13 protein-coding genes are annotated in these 17,321 nt (G+C 69.8%); 9 read left to right on the top strand and 4 right to left on the bottom strand.

What is annotated here, in order from left to right; translation table 11 throughout:
- Positions 1-214: 214 nt before the first annotated feature.
- Positions 215-1,792, bottom strand: coding sequence for a lysine--tRNA ligase (lysS, locus tag BI335_RS05485; protein ID WP_094355231.1), 1,578 nt, complete (start codon positions 1,790-1,792; stop codon positions 215-217).
- On the opposite strand from lysS, the gene BI335_RS05480 reads away from it, so the two are divergent.
- A complete protein-coding gene (locus tag BI335_RS05480; RefSeq protein WP_094405901.1) occupies positions 1,791-3,155 on the top strand; it encodes a heavy metal-binding domain-containing protein in 1,365 nt (454 codons plus the stop codon). The two genes, lysS and BI335_RS05480, sit on opposite strands and share 2 nt — an antisense overlap.
- 111 nt (positions 3,156-3,266) lie before the next feature.
- Here the strand turns inward: BI335_RS05480 and BI335_RS05475 are convergent, their stop codons facing one another.
- Positions 3,267-3,992, bottom strand: a complete 726-nt coding sequence (locus tag BI335_RS05475; protein ID WP_094355233.1) for a helix-turn-helix transcriptional regulator — start codon at positions 3,990-3,992, stop codon at positions 3,267-3,269.
- 95 nt (positions 3,993-4,087) lie between these two features.
- Here BI335_RS05475 and BI335_RS05470 point away from each other — a divergent pair, with 95 nt between their 5' ends.
- The 4 genes from BI335_RS05470 to BI335_RS05455 all read left to right on the top strand — a co-directional run bounded on the left by BI335_RS05470 (position 4,088) and on the right by BI335_RS05455 (position 8,816).
- Positions 4,088-5,464: an MFS transporter gene (locus BI335_RS05470; protein WP_094355234.1), complete on the top strand. Its 1,377-nt coding sequence runs from the start codon at positions 4,088-4,090 to the stop codon at positions 5,462-5,464.
- Positions 5,461-6,732: a type III PLP-dependent enzyme domain-containing protein gene (locus BI335_RS05465; RefSeq protein WP_229117941.1), complete on the top strand. Its 1,272-nt coding sequence runs from the start codon at positions 5,461-5,463 to the stop codon at positions 6,730-6,732. The genes BI335_RS05470 and BI335_RS05465 overlap by 4 nt, the downstream gene beginning before the upstream one ends.
- The gene (locus BI335_RS05460) at positions 6,732-8,342 is read left to right on the top strand and encodes an N-acyl-D-amino-acid deacylase family protein (RefSeq protein ID WP_094355235.1); all 1,611 of its coding nucleotides are present in this window, start codon (positions 6,732-6,734) and stop codon (positions 8,340-8,342) included. The genes BI335_RS05465 and BI335_RS05460 overlap by 1 nt, the downstream gene beginning before the upstream one ends.
- 93 nt (positions 8,343-8,435) lie before the next feature.
- Positions 8,436-8,816, top strand: coding sequence for a RidA family protein (locus BI335_RS05455; RefSeq protein WP_094355236.1), 381 nt, complete (start codon positions 8,436-8,438; stop codon positions 8,814-8,816).
- Positions 8,817-8,861: 45 nt separating this feature from the next.
- Here BI335_RS05455 and gndA read toward each other — a convergent pair whose 3' ends face one another.
- The gene (gene gndA / locus BI335_RS05450) at positions 8,862-10,352 is read right to left on the bottom strand and encodes an NADP-dependent phosphogluconate dehydrogenase (RefSeq protein WP_094355237.1); all 1,491 of its coding nucleotides are present in this window, start codon (positions 10,350-10,352) and stop codon (positions 8,862-8,864) included.
- Between the two features lie 67 nt (positions 10,353-10,419).
- A complete protein-coding gene (locus tag BI335_RS05445; protein ID WP_229117939.1) occupies positions 10,420-11,112 on the bottom strand; it encodes an HAD-IA family hydrolase in 693 nt (230 codons plus the stop codon).
- 149 nt (positions 11,113-11,261) lie between these two features.
- On the opposite strand from BI335_RS05445, the gene BI335_RS05440 reads away from it, so the two are divergent.
- From BI335_RS05440 to BI335_RS05425, 4 genes are all read left to right on the top strand, one after another.
- Positions 11,262-12,809, top strand: a complete 1,548-nt coding sequence (locus BI335_RS05440; protein ID WP_094355238.1) for a hypothetical protein — start codon at positions 11,262-11,264, stop codon at positions 12,807-12,809.
- Between the two features lie 145 nt (positions 12,810-12,954).
- Complete coding sequence (locus tag BI335_RS05435; RefSeq protein ID WP_172421750.1) at positions 12,955-13,557, top strand: TetR/AcrR family transcriptional regulator; 603 nt, start codon at positions 12,955-12,957, stop codon at positions 13,555-13,557.
- On the top strand, positions 13,551-15,284 hold the full coding sequence (locus tag BI335_RS05430) for an ABC transporter ATP-binding protein (protein WP_094405900.1): 1,734 nt from the start codon (positions 13,551-13,553) through the stop codon (positions 15,282-15,284). The genes BI335_RS05435 and BI335_RS05430 overlap by 7 nt, the downstream gene beginning before the upstream one ends.
- Positions 15,281-17,269 (top strand): ABC transporter ATP-binding protein, encoded by a 1,989-nt coding sequence (locus BI335_RS05425; RefSeq protein ID WP_094355241.1) that lies wholly within the window; start codon positions 15,281-15,283, stop codon positions 17,267-17,269. The genes BI335_RS05430 and BI335_RS05425 overlap by 4 nt, the downstream gene beginning before the upstream one ends.
- Positions 17,270-17,321: the final 52 nt, after the last annotated feature.

Genomic DNA, 17,321 nt, shown 5'->3' with positions numbered 1-17,321 from the left:
TGCGGGCCGCGCCGACAATTGCGGGGCCGATTCTGGGGTTTGACCATTCGGTAACCCGCGGGGTGGCTTCGACTCGCTCGTACCTCGCTCGCTCAGCCGACGTTCCGGGATGGCTTCGACTCGCTCGTACCTCGCTCGCTCAGCCGACGGGGGTTCATCTCGACACGCGCCCGCGGCGCCGCTTCGCTCTGCCGCGGGCGCTACTCGGTGAACGTCAGGCCTGGGGTTTGAGGAGTGGGAAGAGGATCGTCTCGCGGATGCCGACGCCGGTGAAGAGCATCACCAGCCGGTCCACACCAAGACCCATGCCACCCATCGGCGGGGCGCCGAATTCCAGTGCAGCAAGGAAATCCTCGTCCAGCTGCATCGCCTCGGGGTCACCTGCGGCGGCGGCCAGCGACTGGGCGGTGAGCACCTCGCGCTGCACCACCGGATCGATCAGCTCGGAGAAGCCGGTACCGCGCTCCATTCCGCCGATGATCAGATCCCAGGCCTCCACCAGCCGCGGCTCGTCGGTCTTCGGCCGGGCCAGCGGCTGCGCGATCGCCGGATAGTCGTGCACGAACGTCGGCTGCTGCAGGTCCGGTTCGACCAGCTCGCCGAACAGTTCCATCACCAGCTTGCCCTCCGACCAGGCCTCGTCGACCTCGACCTCGTGGGCGGCCGCGATCTCCCGCAGCCGCTGTGCCGGGGTGTCCAGGGTGATCTCCTCACCGAGCTTCTCGCTCAACCCGGCATGCACCCCGAGCCAGCGCCACTCCCCGCCCAGGTCGATCTCCCGCTCCCCGACCCGGACCACCCGCGAACCGAGCGCGTCGGCGACGTCCAGGATGATCCGCTTCGTCAGTTCGGCGATCGTGTACTGGTCCCCCCAGGACTGGTACGCCTCCAGCATGGTGAACTCCGGCGCATGCGAGGAATCCACACCCTCGTTACGAAAGATGCGGCCCATCTCATAGACCCGGTCCGCCCCGCCGACCATCGCCCGCTTCAGATACAGCTCCAGCGCGATCCGCAGCGTCATGTCGATGTCGAAGGCATTGAGGTGGGTGCCGAAGGGCCGCGCGGCGGCACCACCGTGCACCAGCTGCAGCACCGGCGTCTCGATCTCCAGATAACCGTCCGCATCGAGCGTACGCCGGATCGAGCGGGTGATCAGCGCCCGCGTACGCACCATCTCCCGCGCCTCGTCCCGGGCGACCAGGTCGGCGTACCGCTCCCGGACCCGGGCCTCCTCGCTCATCTCCTTGTGCAGCGTGGGCAGCGGTCGCAGCGCCTTGGCGGCGAGCTGCCAGCTGGTCGCCATCACCGAGAGCTCACCGCGGCGGGAGCTGATCACCCGACCGGTCACCGCGACGAAGTCACCGAGGTCGACATCGGCCTTCCAGTCGGCCAGTCGCTGCTCGCCGACCTCGGCCAGCGACAGCATCACCTGCAACCGCTCACCGTTGTCGGTGGCGGTGAACCCGTCCTGCAGGCTGGCGAAGCAGAGCTTGCCGGTGTTGCGGATGAACACCACCCGGCCGGAGACGGTGACCACGTCCTGGGTCTCCTCGCCGGCGGTCAGCCCACCCCACTGCTCGCGGACCGCGCGCAGGGTGTGGGTACGCCCGATGCTGACCGGATAGACCTGCTGACCCGAGGACAGCAGCCGTTCCCGCTTGTCACGGCGGATCCTGAGCTGTTCGGGGAGGTCGTCGGCGGGGGTCTTGCTGGCGGCTTCGTCACTCACCCGGACAGCGTAGCGATCCTCTAGTCGCTGACCCGGAGCGCAGACTAGGGTGGCGCGCATGAGCTACGGTCAGAATCCCTACGGTCAGAATCCTTACGGCCAGCCCCAGCAGCCCTACGGTCAGCGGCCGTACGGGGGCCAGCAGCCGAATCCCTATGGACAGCCGGGTCAGGGCGGTCAGCCGCAGAATCCCTATGGCCAGCCGCAGAACCCCTATGGTCAGCCCGGTCAGGGCGGCCAGCCGGGTCAGGGCGGTCAGCAGGGTCAGGGCCAGAACCCCTACGGCCAGCCCGGTCAGGGCCAGCAGAACCCGTACGGTCAGCCCGGTGGGCAGCCCGGCCAGGGCCAGAACCCCTACGGCCAGCCCGGCCAGGGCGGCCAGCAGAATCCCTATGGCCAGCCCGGTCAGGGGCAGAGCCCCTATGGCCAGCGGACGGGGCAGCCGACGACCGGTCAGCCCGGCCAGGCGCAGTCCGGCCAGTCGGCGACCGAGCAGTCCGGCACGGGCACCGGGGACAGCTGGCGCTCCCCGGGTACCAGCGGTGACGAGTCGACCGGGTCGGTCGGGGTGACGATCGTCGAGCACGCGGTCCGCGTACACACCCTGCTCGATGATCCCGAACAGTTCGTCGGCCGTTCCCTCGGTGAGGTGATCGGGGTGGCGGTCCGGCCGCGGGGTGCCGATGTGGCCGCGCTGACCAAGGCGCGCCAGCAGGCCGTCTCCCGGATGGCGGAGATGGCCGAGGCCGCCGATGCGGACGCGGTGATCGGGCTGCGCTTCGATTCCAACTCCGAGGAGATCGTCGCCTACGGCACCGCGGTCACCCTGGAGGAGGACGACGCGCTGCTGATCGAGGAGGAGGCCTTCGTCGCCACCGGCACGCTGGCCGAGGACGACGCGGACGAGGATTCCTATGACAGCGGCGAGAGCGGCGGTTACGGATCGGGTTCCCGGTACGCCTCCGCGGGCGAGTCCGGTGAGAGTGCGCTGTCCGGCACCGGCAGCGCCGGGACCGGTACCGCCGGGGCGGGCGCTGCGGCCGACGACGACGCCGATGACGACATGACCCGGCTCAGCACCTCCTCCCCCTACTCCGGCACCACCGGCCAGGGTGCGGGTCAGGGCGCGGCCGGCCAGGGCACCGGTGAGCAGCACAGCCCCTACGGCGGCAGCGGCAGCAGCAGCTATGGCCAGCAGGGCTCGGGCCAGTCCGGCCAGGGTTGGTCCCCGGCCGGCCAGGGGCAGCAGCAGGGTCAGGGCCAGCAGTCCGGTCAGCAGGGCAACCCCTACGGCGGCGGCTCCTACGGCCAGAGCCAGCAGGGTCAGGGCCAGTCCGGCCAGCAGGGCCAGTCCGGTCAGGGTCAGCAGGGATCCGGTCAGCAGGGCCAGGGCCAGGGCTGGCCGTTCTCCGGCAACAACTGATCCACCGCGCACCGCGCACCACATCGCGATCCAGCGAATCCTGGGTGCATCCCGCCAGCCCTCCAGGGCAAGGGGGATGCACTCGAGGTTCGCTGGATCGCTGTGTGTGGGTCAGCCGCGGCTGCGCGCCTCGTCCAGATAGGCGTACGCCGTCACCCGCGAGATCCCGAGCCGCGCGGCGATCGCCTCGATGGACTTGCGCATCTGCGTCGCCCCCTGACGCTCCAGGGTCTGCAGCACCCCGATCCTGTCGTCGCGGGTCAACTGGCCGACCGGCTTGCCGGTGTCGTGGATGGCGCGGGTGATCATCGCATCCATCACCGAGACCAGATCTCCGCCGAAGTATTCATCGGGCGCCGCCGGCGGCGTATCGACCCGGGGCAGCAGCGCATCGAGGAGCCCGCGCGCCTGCTGGATCCCGCTGAGGTCCACATTGATGCAGAGTGCCGCGATGATCCGCCCCGCCGGATTGCGGAAATAGATCGACGAGCAGCGCAGCTCCCGGCCGTCGCTGGTGAAGCCGCGGTAGCCGAACGCGTCATGGTCCGCATCCGGATCCTTCTGCACCTCCAGGCCGATGCTGGTCGACGGCCCACCGACCTCGCGGCCGGTGACATGCCCGTTCTCGATCGCCATGATCGTGTGCCCCAGGTCGAGCTCGGGCCCGCCCTCGAGGTTGTGCAGCACCGCCTCGCAGCTCGGCCCGCCGGCGGTGGCGATCGCCTTGAGCACGGGCGCGAACGTGGTCAGCACCGCGTCCGCATCGGCGAAGACGCGTGCCTCCGGGCTGATGGGGGGCTCCGCGCGGGCAACGGCAGCGACATTCGGGCCTGGCATGCCCCGATCCTAGAACCAGACAAACAGTTCAGTCCATAGACGTTCTGTTCAGCGAGTGCTACCGTTTCGTCCGCGACGAACCAAAGGGGGCTCGAATGACCACGGCCGACACAGTGGAGCCGCTGACGAAGAAGCAGCGGAAGATGATCGCGGGCGGTGCCATCGGCACGCTGATGGAGTACTACGACTACTACCTCTACGGCCTCGCCTCGGCGGCGGTCTTCCCGACCGTCTACTTCGCCAGCGACAGCCTGGCGGTGGCGCAGCTGGCCTCGTTCGCGACCTTCGCGGTGGGCTTCTTCCTGCGCCCGGTCGGTGGCATCGTCTGGGGAATCGTCGGCGACCGGGTGGGCCGCAAGGCGGTGCTGATGATCACCGTCGTCGGGATGGGCCTGGCCACCGCCGGGATCGGCCTGATCCCACCGGCGGCGTCCATCGGGATCACCGCACCGATCCTGCTGCTGATCTGCCGGATGTTCCAGGGCTTCTTCGTCGGTGGCGAGATGGGTGGCGCCGCGACCATGGTCATCGAACACGCACCGCCACGCCGGCACGGCTTCTATGGCGCCTTCCTGATCAGCGGCGCGGGGATCGCCAACGTCGGCTCCGCCGGCCTGATGGCCGCCCTCGGCGCCGGGAGCACCAACTGGTTCATGACCTGGGGTTGGCGGATCCCCTTCCTGCTCGGCCTGGTGCTGGCGATCATCGCGATCATCCTGCGTGCCCACCTGGAGGAGTCCGACGACTTCAAGCAGGTGCAGGCCGCCCAGCAGCGGACCGGCAAGCGTCTCAACCCGTTGGTCGAGGTGTTCCGGCACCCGAAGAACGCCATCCTCGGTGTCCTGATCGGCCTGCCCCAGTCGATCGCCGGCTACATCGTGCTTACCTACGCGATCTCCTACCTGGTCAGCAAGGGCGTACCCGCCCAGTACGGCATCCTCGGCACGCTGATCGTCGGCGCCCTGCAGATCTTCGTCGCCCCCGCCTGGGGCCTGGTCTCCGACCGCGTCGGGCGGCGCAAGGTCTACATCTTCGGCTGCATCGCCTTCGCCGTGCTGGTCTATCCGGCCTTCATGCTCTATTCGACCGGGAACATGTGGCTGGTCTTCGCCGGCATGATCATCGGATTCGTGATCCCCGGGGTGGCGATGCAGGCCACCCTGCAGACGATGCTGGTGGAGATGTTCGACCCGGAGGCCCGGACCACCGGGGTGAACCTCGGCTACCAGCTCTCCAACACCATCGGCGGTGGCCTGGCACCGTTCATCGCCGTCGCCCTGGTCTCCGCGGCCGGGGGTCAGTTCTGGCCGGTCGTGGTCTATTCGGCGGTGATCTGCGCGATCGGTGCGATCGCCACCGCGGCCGCGAACTTCAGCCAGAACGGCCAGCGACTGCATGCCCTGCGCGGTACCGAGACCGCAGGTGATGGAGTGGGGACAGGACTGACCGCACAAGGAGGACCCCGACAGTGACCAGCACCAACGCAGCCCCCCGGATCGAGGCCGAGCTCCGATTCGGCCCGCAGGACAAGGGCATCCCGGAAGGGGCGATCGGCCTCACCACCCAGGAATTCCTGGCGACCTCGCCCGAGCTGAAGGATTTCTGGACACCACTGGTGGTCCTCGACGACGCCGCGATGACCCACAACATCGACACCATGGCGCGCTGGGTGGCCGAGCGTGGCCTGGAGCTGATGCCGCACGGCAAGACGACGATGGCGCCGACCCTGTGGCAGCGGCAGCTGGACACCGGCAGCACCGGGATCACGCTGGCCACGATGGGCCAGGTCCGGACCGGCCGCAGCTTCGGCCTGACCTCGATCATGCTCGCCAACAGCGCGGTCGACGAACGCTCGCTGCGCTGGCTGGCGGCCGAACTCGCCGACCCGGAGTTCCGCTTCGTCTGCTGGGTCGACGGCCTGCAGAACGTCGAGGCGATGGAGCGGGTGTTGAGCGGTATCGACCTGCCGCGGCCGGTCGACGTCTGCGTCGAGCTGGGCGTACCCGGCCGGCGCGCGGGTGCCCGCACCCTGGCCGACGGGGTCGCGATCGCCGAACGGATCGCGGCGTCCACCGTGCTCCGGTTGGCCGGGGTGTCCGGCTACGAGGGCGTGGTCGGTTCGCACCGCGACCCGCAGACCCTGGCCGCGGCGCGGGATTTCCTGGAGCGGCAGATCGAACTGCATCAGGCCATCTCGCATCTCTACGACGAGGGCGAGGTGATCGTCACCGCGGGCGGCAGTGGCCTGTTCGACGTGGTGGCGGAGGTGTACGCCGCAGCGGGCGCCGGGCAGAGCGCGACCCGGTTCGTGCTGCGCTCCGGGGCGTACATCGTCCACGACGACGGCATCTACGAGGGGATGTCCCCCTTCGGCGCCGCGGCCGATGCCGGGGGGCCGCGATTCCAGGTCGCCATGCACGGTATCGGCCGGGTCACCTCGGCGACCGAACCGGGCCTGGTGCTGCTCGACGGCGGCAAGCGTGATTTCCCTTATGACGCAGGGCTTCCGGTCCCCCGCGGCCAGGCGGCAGACCTCGGTGAACCGTGGCGGCCGGTCGGCGGCAGCATCACCGAGGTCAACGACCAGCACGCCTATCTGAGCACCGACGTGCCGGTCGGCTCGGTGGTGGCGCTCGGGCTCTCCCACCCCTGCACCACCTTCGACAAGTGGCGGGTGCTGCCGGTGGTCGACTCCTGGGAGTCCGGCCGGGTCGTCGACCTGGTCCGGACCTGGTTCTGATGGTGGCGACCGGTGCCGGCCGGATCGTGCTGCGCGGCGGTTCGATCCCGGCCGGCGGGGACACCCAGCCGGCCGCGGTCGCCGTCGAGGGCGAGCGGATCACCGCCGTCGGCGCCGTCGAGGCCCTCCCCGACGACCGGGTGATCGACGCCGCGGGGCGGTTGCTGCTGCCCGGATTCGTCGATGCCCATTCCCATGCCGACGGGATGCTCGGCGATCCGCAGGTGCAGCAGGCGCTGCTGCGCCAGGGGATCACCACGATCATCGCCGGCCAGGACGGGGTGTCCTATGCACCCGGCCCGGGCAGCTATGCCGAGGAATACTTCGCGGCGATCAACGGACCCGATCCGGCCTACCGGGGTGGCGGGGTGGCCGGTTACCTCGATTCGATCGACGGTGCCGGCCCGATCAACGCGGCCTATCTGATCCCGGCCGGCACGATCCGTCACGAGGTCTGCGGCCGGGGCGCCGGGCCGGCGGCTCCGGAGCAGACCGCCGCCATGGTGGCGCTGGCGTCCCAGGGAATGGCCGAGGGGGCCGTCGGGTTGTCCACCGGACTGGACTATGTGCCCGGGATCTTCCAGCAGGCTTCGGAGATCGCGGCGCTCTGCGCACCGGTGGCGACCGCCGGCGGGGTCTATGTGACCCACATGCGCGGCGGATACGAGGCGAACACCGCCGCCGGGATCGGCGAGATCGCCGAGATCGCGAACCTGACCGCGGCGGCCACCGGAGCCGAGCTGCCGGTGCACGTCTCCCACTTCCACGCCGATGCATCGATCGTGCTCGCCCAGCTCGATGCGTTGGCAGCTGCCGGGATCGATACCAGTTTCGATGCCTATCCCTATGTCCGCGGCTGCAGCCTGTTGGCGATGCCGTTGCTGCCGCCGGAGTTGTCGGTGCTGCCGCTGGCGGAGGTGTTGGACGGCCTGACCGATCCGGTACGCCGACCCGAGCTCCGCGCGGCCTGCCTGGCCAGGGTGACCACCAGCGCCAGCCTCGGCCCGGACTGGGCCCGGATGATCACCGTGGCACACGTCGCCCCCACGGTCGCCGGGGGGCCGGATTTCTCATGGGCACACGGTTTGACGCTGCAGGAGGCAGCGACCCGGGCCGGTGCGGCACCGATCGATTTCGCCCTCGACCTGCTCGCCGCGGCCCGGTTGCAGGCGAACGCGGTGATGGCGGTACCGCACGAGCGGGGTGCCGCCGAGCTCGCCCAGATCTTCGGCCGGCCGGAGATGATGGGCGGCTCGGACGGCATCTTCATCGGCGCCCATCCGCACCCGCGGGCCCGCGGCAGTTTCGCGCGCTATCTGCGCGAATATGTGCGGGAGTGCAAGGCCTGGACCTGGGCCGATGCCGTGGCCCACCTGGCCACCGGGCCGGCGCAGCGGTTCCGGCTCGGTGAGCGGGGTGTGATCCGCCCGGGTGCGGTCGCCGACCTGATCCTGGTCGACCCCGGGACCGTCGCCGACACCGCGACCTATGACCGGCCGCTGGGCCTGGCCGTCGGTATCGATGACGTGCTGGTCGCCGGCGTACCGGTGCTGGCCGACGGTGAACTCACCGGCGCACGTCCCGGCCGCGGACTGCGGCGCAGCCCATGACTCGCCGCGGACTGCGGCGCAGCCCATGACGCGCCGCGGACTGCGGCGTACTCCCCCAGATTCCCCAGATTCCCCACAAGGAAAGGAAACCCCATGACCAAGGTTGGCATCCACACCGCCGACGCACCGCAGCCGGCCGGGCCCTACAGCCAGGGCGTGATCGCGAACGGATTCGTCTACACCGCCGGTTTCGGCCCGCAGGACCCGGCCACCGGGCAGGTGCCCGACAGCGTCGCCGACCAGACCCGGCAGGTGCTGCGCAATGTCGCCACCGTGCTCGCCCAGCACGAGCTCACCCTCGATGACTGCGTGAAGACGACCGTGCATCTGGCCGATCTGGCCGACTTCGCCGAGTTCAACGACGCCTATCGGGAGTTCTTCACCGAGCCCTTCCCGGTGCGCACCACGGTCGGCTCGCAGCTGAACAACATCCTCGTCGAGATCGACGTGGTGGCAGCGATTCCGCAGGACTGACCCGGCACCCGGCCGGATCCCTCGACACGCAGGATCGATTCGGCGCTACGCCCGCACCTCGGCGCGATCACCCGACCACAGGGTGTGGAACATGCCCTCGTCGTCGGTGCGGGCGTAGGTGTGCGCGCCGAAGAAGTCGCGCTGCAACTGGGTCAGCGCGGCCGGCAGCCGCGGCGAGCGGAGCGCGTCGTAGTAGGCCAGCGAGGTCGAGAACGCCGGCACCGGGACGCCGGAGGCGACCGCCGCCGAGACCACGGTGCGCCAGCCCGCCTGGGCCCGGCCCAGGGCGTCGGCGAACACCGGGGCCTCGAGCAGGGTGATCAGGTCGGGGTTCTCGGCGTACGCGGCGGTGATCGTGTCCAGGAAGCGGGCCCGGATGATGCAGCCGGCCCGCCAGATCCGGGCGATCTCACCGGGCTGGATCTCCCAGCCGTAGTGGAGGGCACCGGCGGCGATCAGGTCGAAACCCTGGGCGTAGGCGATGATCTTGGCGGCATAGAGGGCGTCGCGGATCTGGTCGATGAACGCCTGCGGATCCTCGATGTCGATCGGTTGATCCGGCCCGGGCAGCGCTCGGCCGATCCGGCGCCGGTCCGGGTCCGAGGACAGCGAGCGGGCGAAGACGGCCTCGGCGATCCCGGAGACCGGTACGCCCAGACCGAGCGCGATCTGCACCGTCCAGCTGCCGGTGCCCTTGGCGCCGGCGGCGTCCAACACCTTGTCCAGCAGGGGTTCGCCGCCGCCGCGCGGGTCGGCCTGGCGCAGCACATCGGCGGTGATCTCGATCAGATAGGAGTTCAGCTCGCCGGCGTTCCACTCGTTGAAGATGTCGGCGATCTCGCTGGTGGTCTTGCCGAGCACCCGGCGGAGCAGGTCGTAGGCCTCGCCGATCAGCTGCATGTCGGCGTACTCGATGCCGTTGTGCACCATCTTGACGAAGTGGCCGGCGCCGTCGGTGCCGACGTGGGTGACACAGGGGCTGCCGTCCTCGGCGCGGGCCGCGATGCTCTCCAGGATCGGGCCGAGGGTGGTGTACGCCTCGGCGCTGCCGCCGGGCATCAGCGAGGGCCCGTTCAAGGCCCCCTCCTCGCCGCCGGAGATGCCGCAGCCGACGAAGTTGATGCCCTGCTCGCGCAGCGCGCGTTCCCGGCGGATGGTGTCGCGGAAGTCGGCATTGCCGCCGTCGACGATGATGTCACCGGGTTCGAAGACCCCGGCCAGCTCGTCGATCACCGCATCGGTCGGGGCACCGGCCTTGACCATGATGATCGCGGTCCGCGGCCTGGCGAGCGCGTCGGCGAAGTCGGCGACGGTCTCGGTGGGGATGAAGCCCGCGTCGGGATGCGCCTTGGCGAGCTCCTCGGTCTTGGCCGTGGTGCGGTTGTGGATCGCCACCGTGTTGCCCTCGCGGGAGGCGAGATTGCGGGCCAGGTTCGACCCCATCACCGCCATGCCGGTGACCCCGATGTTGGCGCGGCCGGTGTTGCTGCCGGCCTTCGTCGCCGTGCCGTCGCTGGGGTTGCTGGAATCAGTCATCGCCGTCCCTTTCCGGGCGTTCGTTGCGCGTGCTCGGTCGAATCTACGCGCCCGGTCCGGGTGCGGCTCAAGACCCGTCTCGGAAGACGTTGCGGATCCGGATCCGCCCCTGCTCACCTGCTATGGCCGCGAACCGGACGACGCCCAGATCCGGCACGATCGCGTCGGCCTCCAACTCCTCGGCCGGGGTGGTGGTGACCACCGCCAGCCGGGCGCAGCCGGCGGCCGCGGCGGCGGCCAGGCCTTTCGGTGCGTCCTCGACGACCAGGCAGTCGGCGGGATCCTGGCCGAGCCGTTCGGCGGCGACCAGGAACGGGTCGGGTGCGGGTTTGCCGCGGGTCACGTCATCGACGGTGACCAGCACCTCGGGCACCTCGATGCCGGCCGCGGCGAGCCGGGCCAGCGCCAGCGACCGGTTCGCGGAGGTGGCGATGGCGGCGCGGTCGGGGGGCAGGGCCGCGAGTGCGTCCGCCGCCCCGGGCAGCGCGATGACATCGGCCACGTCGGCGATCTCGAGCTCGTCGATCCGAGCGATCGCCGCGTCCGCGCGGTCGGCCGGGAGCAGCGAGCGGATCACGTCCCCCGACGGTACGCCGTGGAAGCCCTGCAGCTGTTCGGCGGTGATGTCGTGCTCGATCGCCCAGGTGGTCCAGGTGCGCACGATGGCTGGGGTGGAATCGACCAGGGTGCCGTCCATGTCGAAGATGACCGCGGCGAAGTCCCGGTCGAAGAGGTCGGGGCTGGGATCGTTGCTCTGCACAACCCCGATTCTGGACGCCCGGCCAAGCGTCGTCACCGCGGGGTCGGTGGCCGCGCGACCCCGACAACATTGAGGGCTGTGACGAATCTGGCGGCTGTGACTGTTGATGCTACGTTTATCCACGGCCTGTTGGGGTACCGGAGGGAACAATGAGCGACGATCCCAAGCGGACGAGCGGCGATGCGGAGGAGACCGTGACACCGGTCGGCCGACGCAGCTGGGGACCCGACGAGGACTCCACCGACGACGATCGCCCGGAGCGCCCCGCGCATCGGGCGGCCCGCGCGGCCGATGACGAGTCCGAGCAGGCAGCTACCGACCAGACCAAGGACTCCGTGACCCAGACCAGTGCCGACCAGCAGGGCACCGACGAGCCCGGAGCCGGGCAGGATCCGAAGCCCTCGACCGATCCGGACCGGCCCGCGGCAAAGGACGTGACCGACACGTCCGGTGACAAACCCACCGACGAGCCCACCGAACGGGCCGCCGACAAGCCTGCCGATCGGGGCACCGAGCGGGCCGCCGACAAGCCGGCCGATCGGGCCACCGACAAGCCGGCCGAGAAGCCTGGCGCCGAGAAGCCTGGCGCGAAGGGCGCCGACGAGCGCCCGACGGCACCCCGGCCGAGCGGGCAGCAGTCCGCCCCGGCCCCAAAACCGACCCGCCCGCAGTCCGCACCGGCGCCGCGCCCCCAGTCCCAGGCCCCGCAGGGGCGTACACCGGACCAGCCGCGCACCGAGACCGAACGGCCGAGGTCGCAGCCGGGCCAGCCCGGGCAGTCGGGTGAGCGCTATTCGGCCGGCGAACTGATCGCCCAGCTCACCCCGGCCAGCCCGCCGAAGGCGCGGACCGGCTGGCGGGCCCGCTTCGGGCTCGCACCGACCCAGCGCGAGCTGGACGAGAACCGCGACACCGAGGTCGCCAAGACCGTCTTCACCCGGCCGGTGACGATCATGGTCGCCAACCCCAAGGGCGGCGCCGGCAAGACCCCGACCGCGCTGCTGCTCGCCGCGGCCTTCGGCCTCGCCCGCGGTGGCGGTGTGGTCGCCTGGGACAACAACGAACTGCGCGGCACGATGCCCGACCGGTCCGCGTCCCCGCACCGCCGCAATGTCCGCGACCTGCTGGAATCGATGGAGCGGCTGCAGCGCAGCGACGCCCAGTTCACCGATCTGGCGCACTTCCTGAACCACCAGGCCAGCGGCACCTTCTACACCCTCGGCTCGGCGCAGACCTCCGAGCGGGTGATCAGCGACCAGGACTTCCGCGAGGTGCACGACGTCTTCGCCCGGTTCTTCCAGGTCATCGTCACCGACACCGGCAACAACGAGGCGGCACCGAACTGGGTCGCCGCGGCCGAGGTCGCCGACTGCCTGGTGGTGCCGACGAAGTGGCGCTCGGACAGCCTGATCCCGGCCGCCCGGATGCTGGAGACCCTGCAGGACGCGCATCCCGAGCTGCTGAAGCGGACCGTCATCGCGGCCACCAACGGGCCCGCCGACACCCAGACCAAGGTGAAGGCCAACGGCGCCTCCTGGTTCGGCTCCTCGCACCCGATCGTGGAGATCCCCACCGATCCGCACCTCGCCGAGGGCGGGGTCATCGACTACGCCCAGCTGAAGCCGGCCACCCGGCGGGCGGCCCTGCAGCTCGCCGCCGAGGTCGCGCGACGGCTCTCGGCCAGCGACCGCGACTGACCCGCCTGCCCCGCTCCTCGGCGGGGACCTCGCTCCACCTCATCTCGACCAGTACGCCGGTGTTCCGCTTCGCTGCGGCCCGGCGTACCGATCGATGAGCGTGAACATATTGTGAAGTGAGTACTCACTCACTACTGTGGGCGGGGTGAGTCCGAGAGCCCCCGCCCTGCCCGCGGCCGAGCGTCGCCGGGTCCTGGTCGAAGCGACCCTGCCGCTGCTGCGCGAGCGCGGCGCCCGGGTCAGCACCGCCGAGATCGCCCGCGCCGCCGGTGTCGCCGAGGGCACCATCTTCCGCGTCTTCGCCAACAAGGACGAGCTGCTGGCCGCCTCGATCGAATACGCGATGGACCCCGAGCCGATGCTGGCCGAGCTCGCCGCGATCGACACCGCCCGCCCCCTGGCCGAACGGCTGGAAGCGGTCGTCGCGATCTGGCAGCGGCGGGTCCGCGACATCAGCGTGCTGATGATGGCGATGTACGCCTCGGGCGACGGCTCCCCGGTCCAACCGCGGCACCGCAGCCACGCCGAACACAAGGCCCACAACGACCAGTTGGTCACCGCCATCGCCGCCGTCATCGGCGACGACGCCGACCAGCTCACCCTGGACGCCACCGCGGCGGCCTCACTGCTGCGCTCCCTCGCCTTCGCCACCTCCCACCCGATGATCTCCGACGAGGCGATCACCGACCCGCACACGATCGTGCAGATCATGCTGCACGGCATCCTCACCCAGGAGCGCTCGTGCTGATCCGACTGTCCCGCCGCTTTCTCAAGCCCTACAAGGGATTGCTCTGCGCGGTGGTGGTGCTGCAACTGGTCGGCACCATCGCCTCGCTGTTCCTGCCCACCCTGAACGCCTCGATCATCGACGACGGCGTGGTCACCGGCGACATCGGCCACATCTGGCGGATGGGCCTGATCATGCTGGGGGTCAGCCTGATCCAGGTCGTCTGCGCGATCACCGCGACCCGCTTCGGTGCGATGACCGCGATGAGCTTCGGCCGCGATGTCCGTGCCGCCCTGTTCGGCCGCGTACTCTCCTTCTCCACCAGGGAGATGAACCAGTTCGGCGCACCGACACTGATCACCCGCAACACCAACGATGTGCAGCAGGTGCAGATGCTGATCGTGATGACCGCGACGGTCGTCGTCGCGGCGCCGATCACGATGGTCGGCGGGGTGGTGATGGCACTCCGCGAGGATCCCGGGCTGACCCTGCTGATGGCGGTCGCGGTGCCGGTGCTGGCCGCGGTGATGGTGCTGCTGGTCAGCCGGATGTCGCCGCTGTTCCGCAGCATGCAGACCAAGATCGACACCCTGAACCGGGTGCTGCGCGAGCAGATCACCGGCATCCGTGTGGTCCGCGCCTTCACCCGCGAATCCCAGGAGACAAGGCGATTCGAGGAGGCGAACGCCGATCTGACCCGGACCGCGACCAGTGTCGGCCGGCTGATGGCGCTGATGTTCCCGGTGGTCACCTTCGTGCTGAACGCCTCCTCGGTCGCGGTGATCTGGTTCGGCGCCCAGCGGATCGCCACCGGTGACCTGCAGGTCGGCCAGCTGACCGCCTTCCTCACCTATCTGGTGCAGATCCTGATGTCGGTGATGATGGCCTCGTTCATGCTGTTCATGGCCCCGCGCGCCTCGGTATCGGCCGAGCGGATCAACGAGGTGCTGGACACCGAGAGCTCGGTCGTGCCGCCCGCCCGGGGCGTACGCCCGACCGAGACCCGGGGTGTGGTCGAGTTCGACGACGTCAGCTTCTCCTATCCTGGCGCGGATCGCTCGGTGCTGCACCACATCGGCCTGCTCGCCGAGCCGGGGCAGACCACCGCCATCATCGGCTCCACCGGCGCCGGCAAGTCCACGCTGGTCAACCTGGTACCACGGCTGTTCGACGCCACCGAGGGCGAGGTCCGGGTCGACGGGGTGGACGTCCGCGACCTCGACCCGGAGGAACTGTGGCGCCGGATCGGCCTGGTCCCGCAGAAACCCTTCCTGTTCTCGGGAACCGTCGCCAGCAACCTGCGCTACGGCAACCCCGACGCCACCGACGACGAACTCTGGGAGGCACTGCGGATCGCCCAGGCCGAGGACTTCGTGTCCGCCATGGACGGTGGCCTGGCCGCCGAGATCAGCCAGGGCGGCGGCAACGTGTCCGGCGGCCAGCGACAGCGGCTCTCGATCGCCCGCGCGCTGGTCAAGAAGCCGGAGATCTATCTCTTCGACGACTGCTTCTCCGCGCTCGATGTGGCCACCGACGCCCGGCTGCGGGCCGCGCTGCGGCCGTTCACCCGCAACGCCTCGGTGCTGCTGGTCGCCCAACGGGTCTCCACCATCGCCGATGCCGACCAGATCATCGTGCTGGAGGACGGTTCGATCGTCGGCCGCGGCCGACACGAGGAGCTGCTGCAGACCTGCCCGACCTATGCCGAGATCGTCGATTCCCAGCTGAGCGCCGAGGAGGCCGCATGAGCAGCACCGGGCAGAGCGCCAAGGCGCCCGAGCGCCCGAAACACCGGCCGACCGGACCGCAACTGGGCGGGCCGGGTGCTCCCCGGGCGGCGGAGAAGGCGATCAACTTCGGCCCCTCGCTGCGCCGGTTGATGGGCCGGCTGCGACCCGAGCGCGCGCTGGTGCTCGGCGTGCTGCTGCTGGCCGCGATCGGGGTCGGGATGAACGTCGTCGGCCCGCGGATCCTGGGCATGGCGACCGATGTCATCTTCACCGGCATCCTCGGCACCATGATGGCGACGATGGCGCCCGGGTCGACCAAGGCGCAGATCGTCGCCGGCCTGCGGTCCCGCGGTGACGACACCACCGCCGATCTGCTGCAGAACTCGGCCGCCGTGCCCGGGGTGGGCATCGACTTCAACCGGCTCGGCTGGATCGTCATCTTCGCCCTGGCCCTCTATGTCATCTCCGCGTTCCTGCTGTGGCTGCAGGCCTACCTGCTGAACGGGGTGGTGCAGCGCACCGTGCAGCGGATGCGCAGCGATGTGGCCGGCAAACTGAACCGGCTGCCGCTGCGCTACTTCGACAACCAGCCCCGCGGTGAACTGCTGTCCCGGGTCACCAACGACATCGACAACGTCTCCCAGTCGATGCAGCAGACCCTGTCCCAGTTGGTGAACTCGCTGCTCACCCTGGTCGGCGTACTGCTGATGATGCTGCTCGTCTCACCGCTGTTGACGCTGATCGCGCTGATCACCATCCCGGTCTCGATGATGCTGACCGTGGCGATCGGCAAGCGCTCACAGAAGCTGTTCGCGCAGACCTGGAAGTCGACCGGTGAACTGAATGCGCACATCGAGGAGGCCTACACCGGGCACGCACTGGTGAAGGTGTTCGGCCGGCAGCAGGAGGTCGAGCAGGTCTTCGCGGAGCGGAACAATCAGCTCTACAAGGCATCCTTCGGATCACAGTTCGTCTCCGGCATCATCATGCCGACGATGATGTTCATCGGAAACCTCAACTACGTGGTGATCGCGGTGATCGGCGGGCTGCGGGTGGCCAGTGGCGGGATGACGCTCGGCGAGGTGCAGGCGTTCATCCAGTACTCCCGTCAGTTCACCCAGCCGCTCACCCAGGTCGCCTCGATGGCGAACCTGCTGCAGTCCGGGGTGGCCTCGGCGGAGCGGGTGTTCGAGGTGCTCGACGAGGCCGAGGAGGTGCCCGAGGGCGGCTCCGAGCTCGCCCCGGTCCGGGGTCACGTCCGGTTCGAGGAGGTCGACTTCTCCTATCGCGCGGATCGGCCGCTGATCGCCGAGCTGTCACTGGATGTGCCGCCGGGTTCGACGGTGGCGATCGTCGGGCCGACCGGTGCCGGCAAGACCACCCTGGTCAACCTGGTGATGCGGTTCTACGAACTGGACGGTGGCCGGATCCTGCTGGACGGGGTGGACATCGCCACCCTGCCGCGGCAGGCGCTGCGCTCCCAGATCGGGATGGTGCTGCAGGACACCTGGCTGTTCGGCGGCACGATCCGGGACAACATCGCCTACGGCCGCCCGGATGCGACCGACGAGGAGATCCTGGCCGCGGCGAAGGCGACCTACGTCGACCGGTTCGTGCACTCGTTGCCGGAGGGTTATGACACGGTGATCGACGAGGAGGGGTCGGGGGTGTCGGCCGGTGAGAAGCAGTTGATCACCATCGCCCGCGCCTTCCTGGCCGACCCGGCGCTGCTGATCCTGGACGAGGCGACCAGCTCGGTCGACACCCGCACCGAGGCCCTGGTGCAGCAGGCGATGGCCGCGCTGCGCAGCAACCGGACCAGCTTCGTGATCGCGCACCGGCTCTCCACCATCCGCGACGCGGACACCATCCTGGTGATGGAGAACGGTTCGATCGTCGAGCAGGGTACGCATGCCGAGCTGCTGGCCGCCGAGGGCGCGTACGCCCGGCTCTACCAGGCCCAGTTCGAGGCCCCGATCGAGGACGAGGAGCTCGCCAGCTGAGGCGTACGCCCGGTGGGCCGTCCTTTCGTGAAACCCCCTTACCTGGTGTGAA

This window comes from Enemella evansiae, from assembly GCF_002250705.1.
Lineage (GTDB): Bacteria > Actinomycetota > Actinomycetes > Propionibacteriales > Propionibacteriaceae > Enemella > Enemella evansiae.
Note: the sequence above shows the minus strand (reverse complement) of the source record. Positions and strands in the feature narration are given on the sequence as shown.

Excerpts from the sequence above, each read along its gene's own strand:
- BI335_RS05480 (WP_094405901.1), top strand. The coding sequence starts at position 1,791 with ATGAGCTACGGTCAGAATCCCTACGGTCAGAATCCTTACGGCCAGCCC.
- lysS (WP_094355231.1), bottom strand. The coding sequence starts at position 1,792 with ATGCGCGCCACCCTAGTCTGCGCTCCGGGTCAGCGACTAGAGGATCGC.
- BI335_RS05475 (WP_094355233.1), bottom strand. The coding sequence starts at position 3,992 with ATGCCAGGCCCGAATGTCGCTGCCGTTGCCCGCGCGGAGCCCCCCATC.
- BI335_RS05470 (WP_094355234.1), top strand. The coding sequence starts at position 4,088 with ATGACCACGGCCGACACAGTGGAGCCGCTGACGAAGAAGCAGCGGAAG.
- BI335_RS05460 (WP_094355235.1), top strand. The coding sequence starts at position 6,732 with ATGGTGGCGACCGGTGCCGGCCGGATCGTGCTGCGCGGCGGTTCGATC.
- BI335_RS05455 (WP_094355236.1), top strand. The coding sequence starts at position 8,436 with ATGACCAAGGTTGGCATCCACACCGCCGACGCACCGCAGCCGGCCGGG.
- gndA (WP_094355237.1), bottom strand. The coding sequence starts at position 10,352 with ATGACTGATTCCAGCAACCCCAGCGACGGCACGGCGACGAAGGCCGGC.
- BI335_RS05440 (WP_094355238.1), top strand. The coding sequence starts at position 11,262 with ATGAGCGACGATCCCAAGCGGACGAGCGGCGATGCGGAGGAGACCGTG.
- BI335_RS05425 (WP_094355241.1), top strand. The coding sequence starts at position 15,281 with ATGAGCAGCACCGGGCAGAGCGCCAAGGCGCCCGAGCGCCCGAAACAC.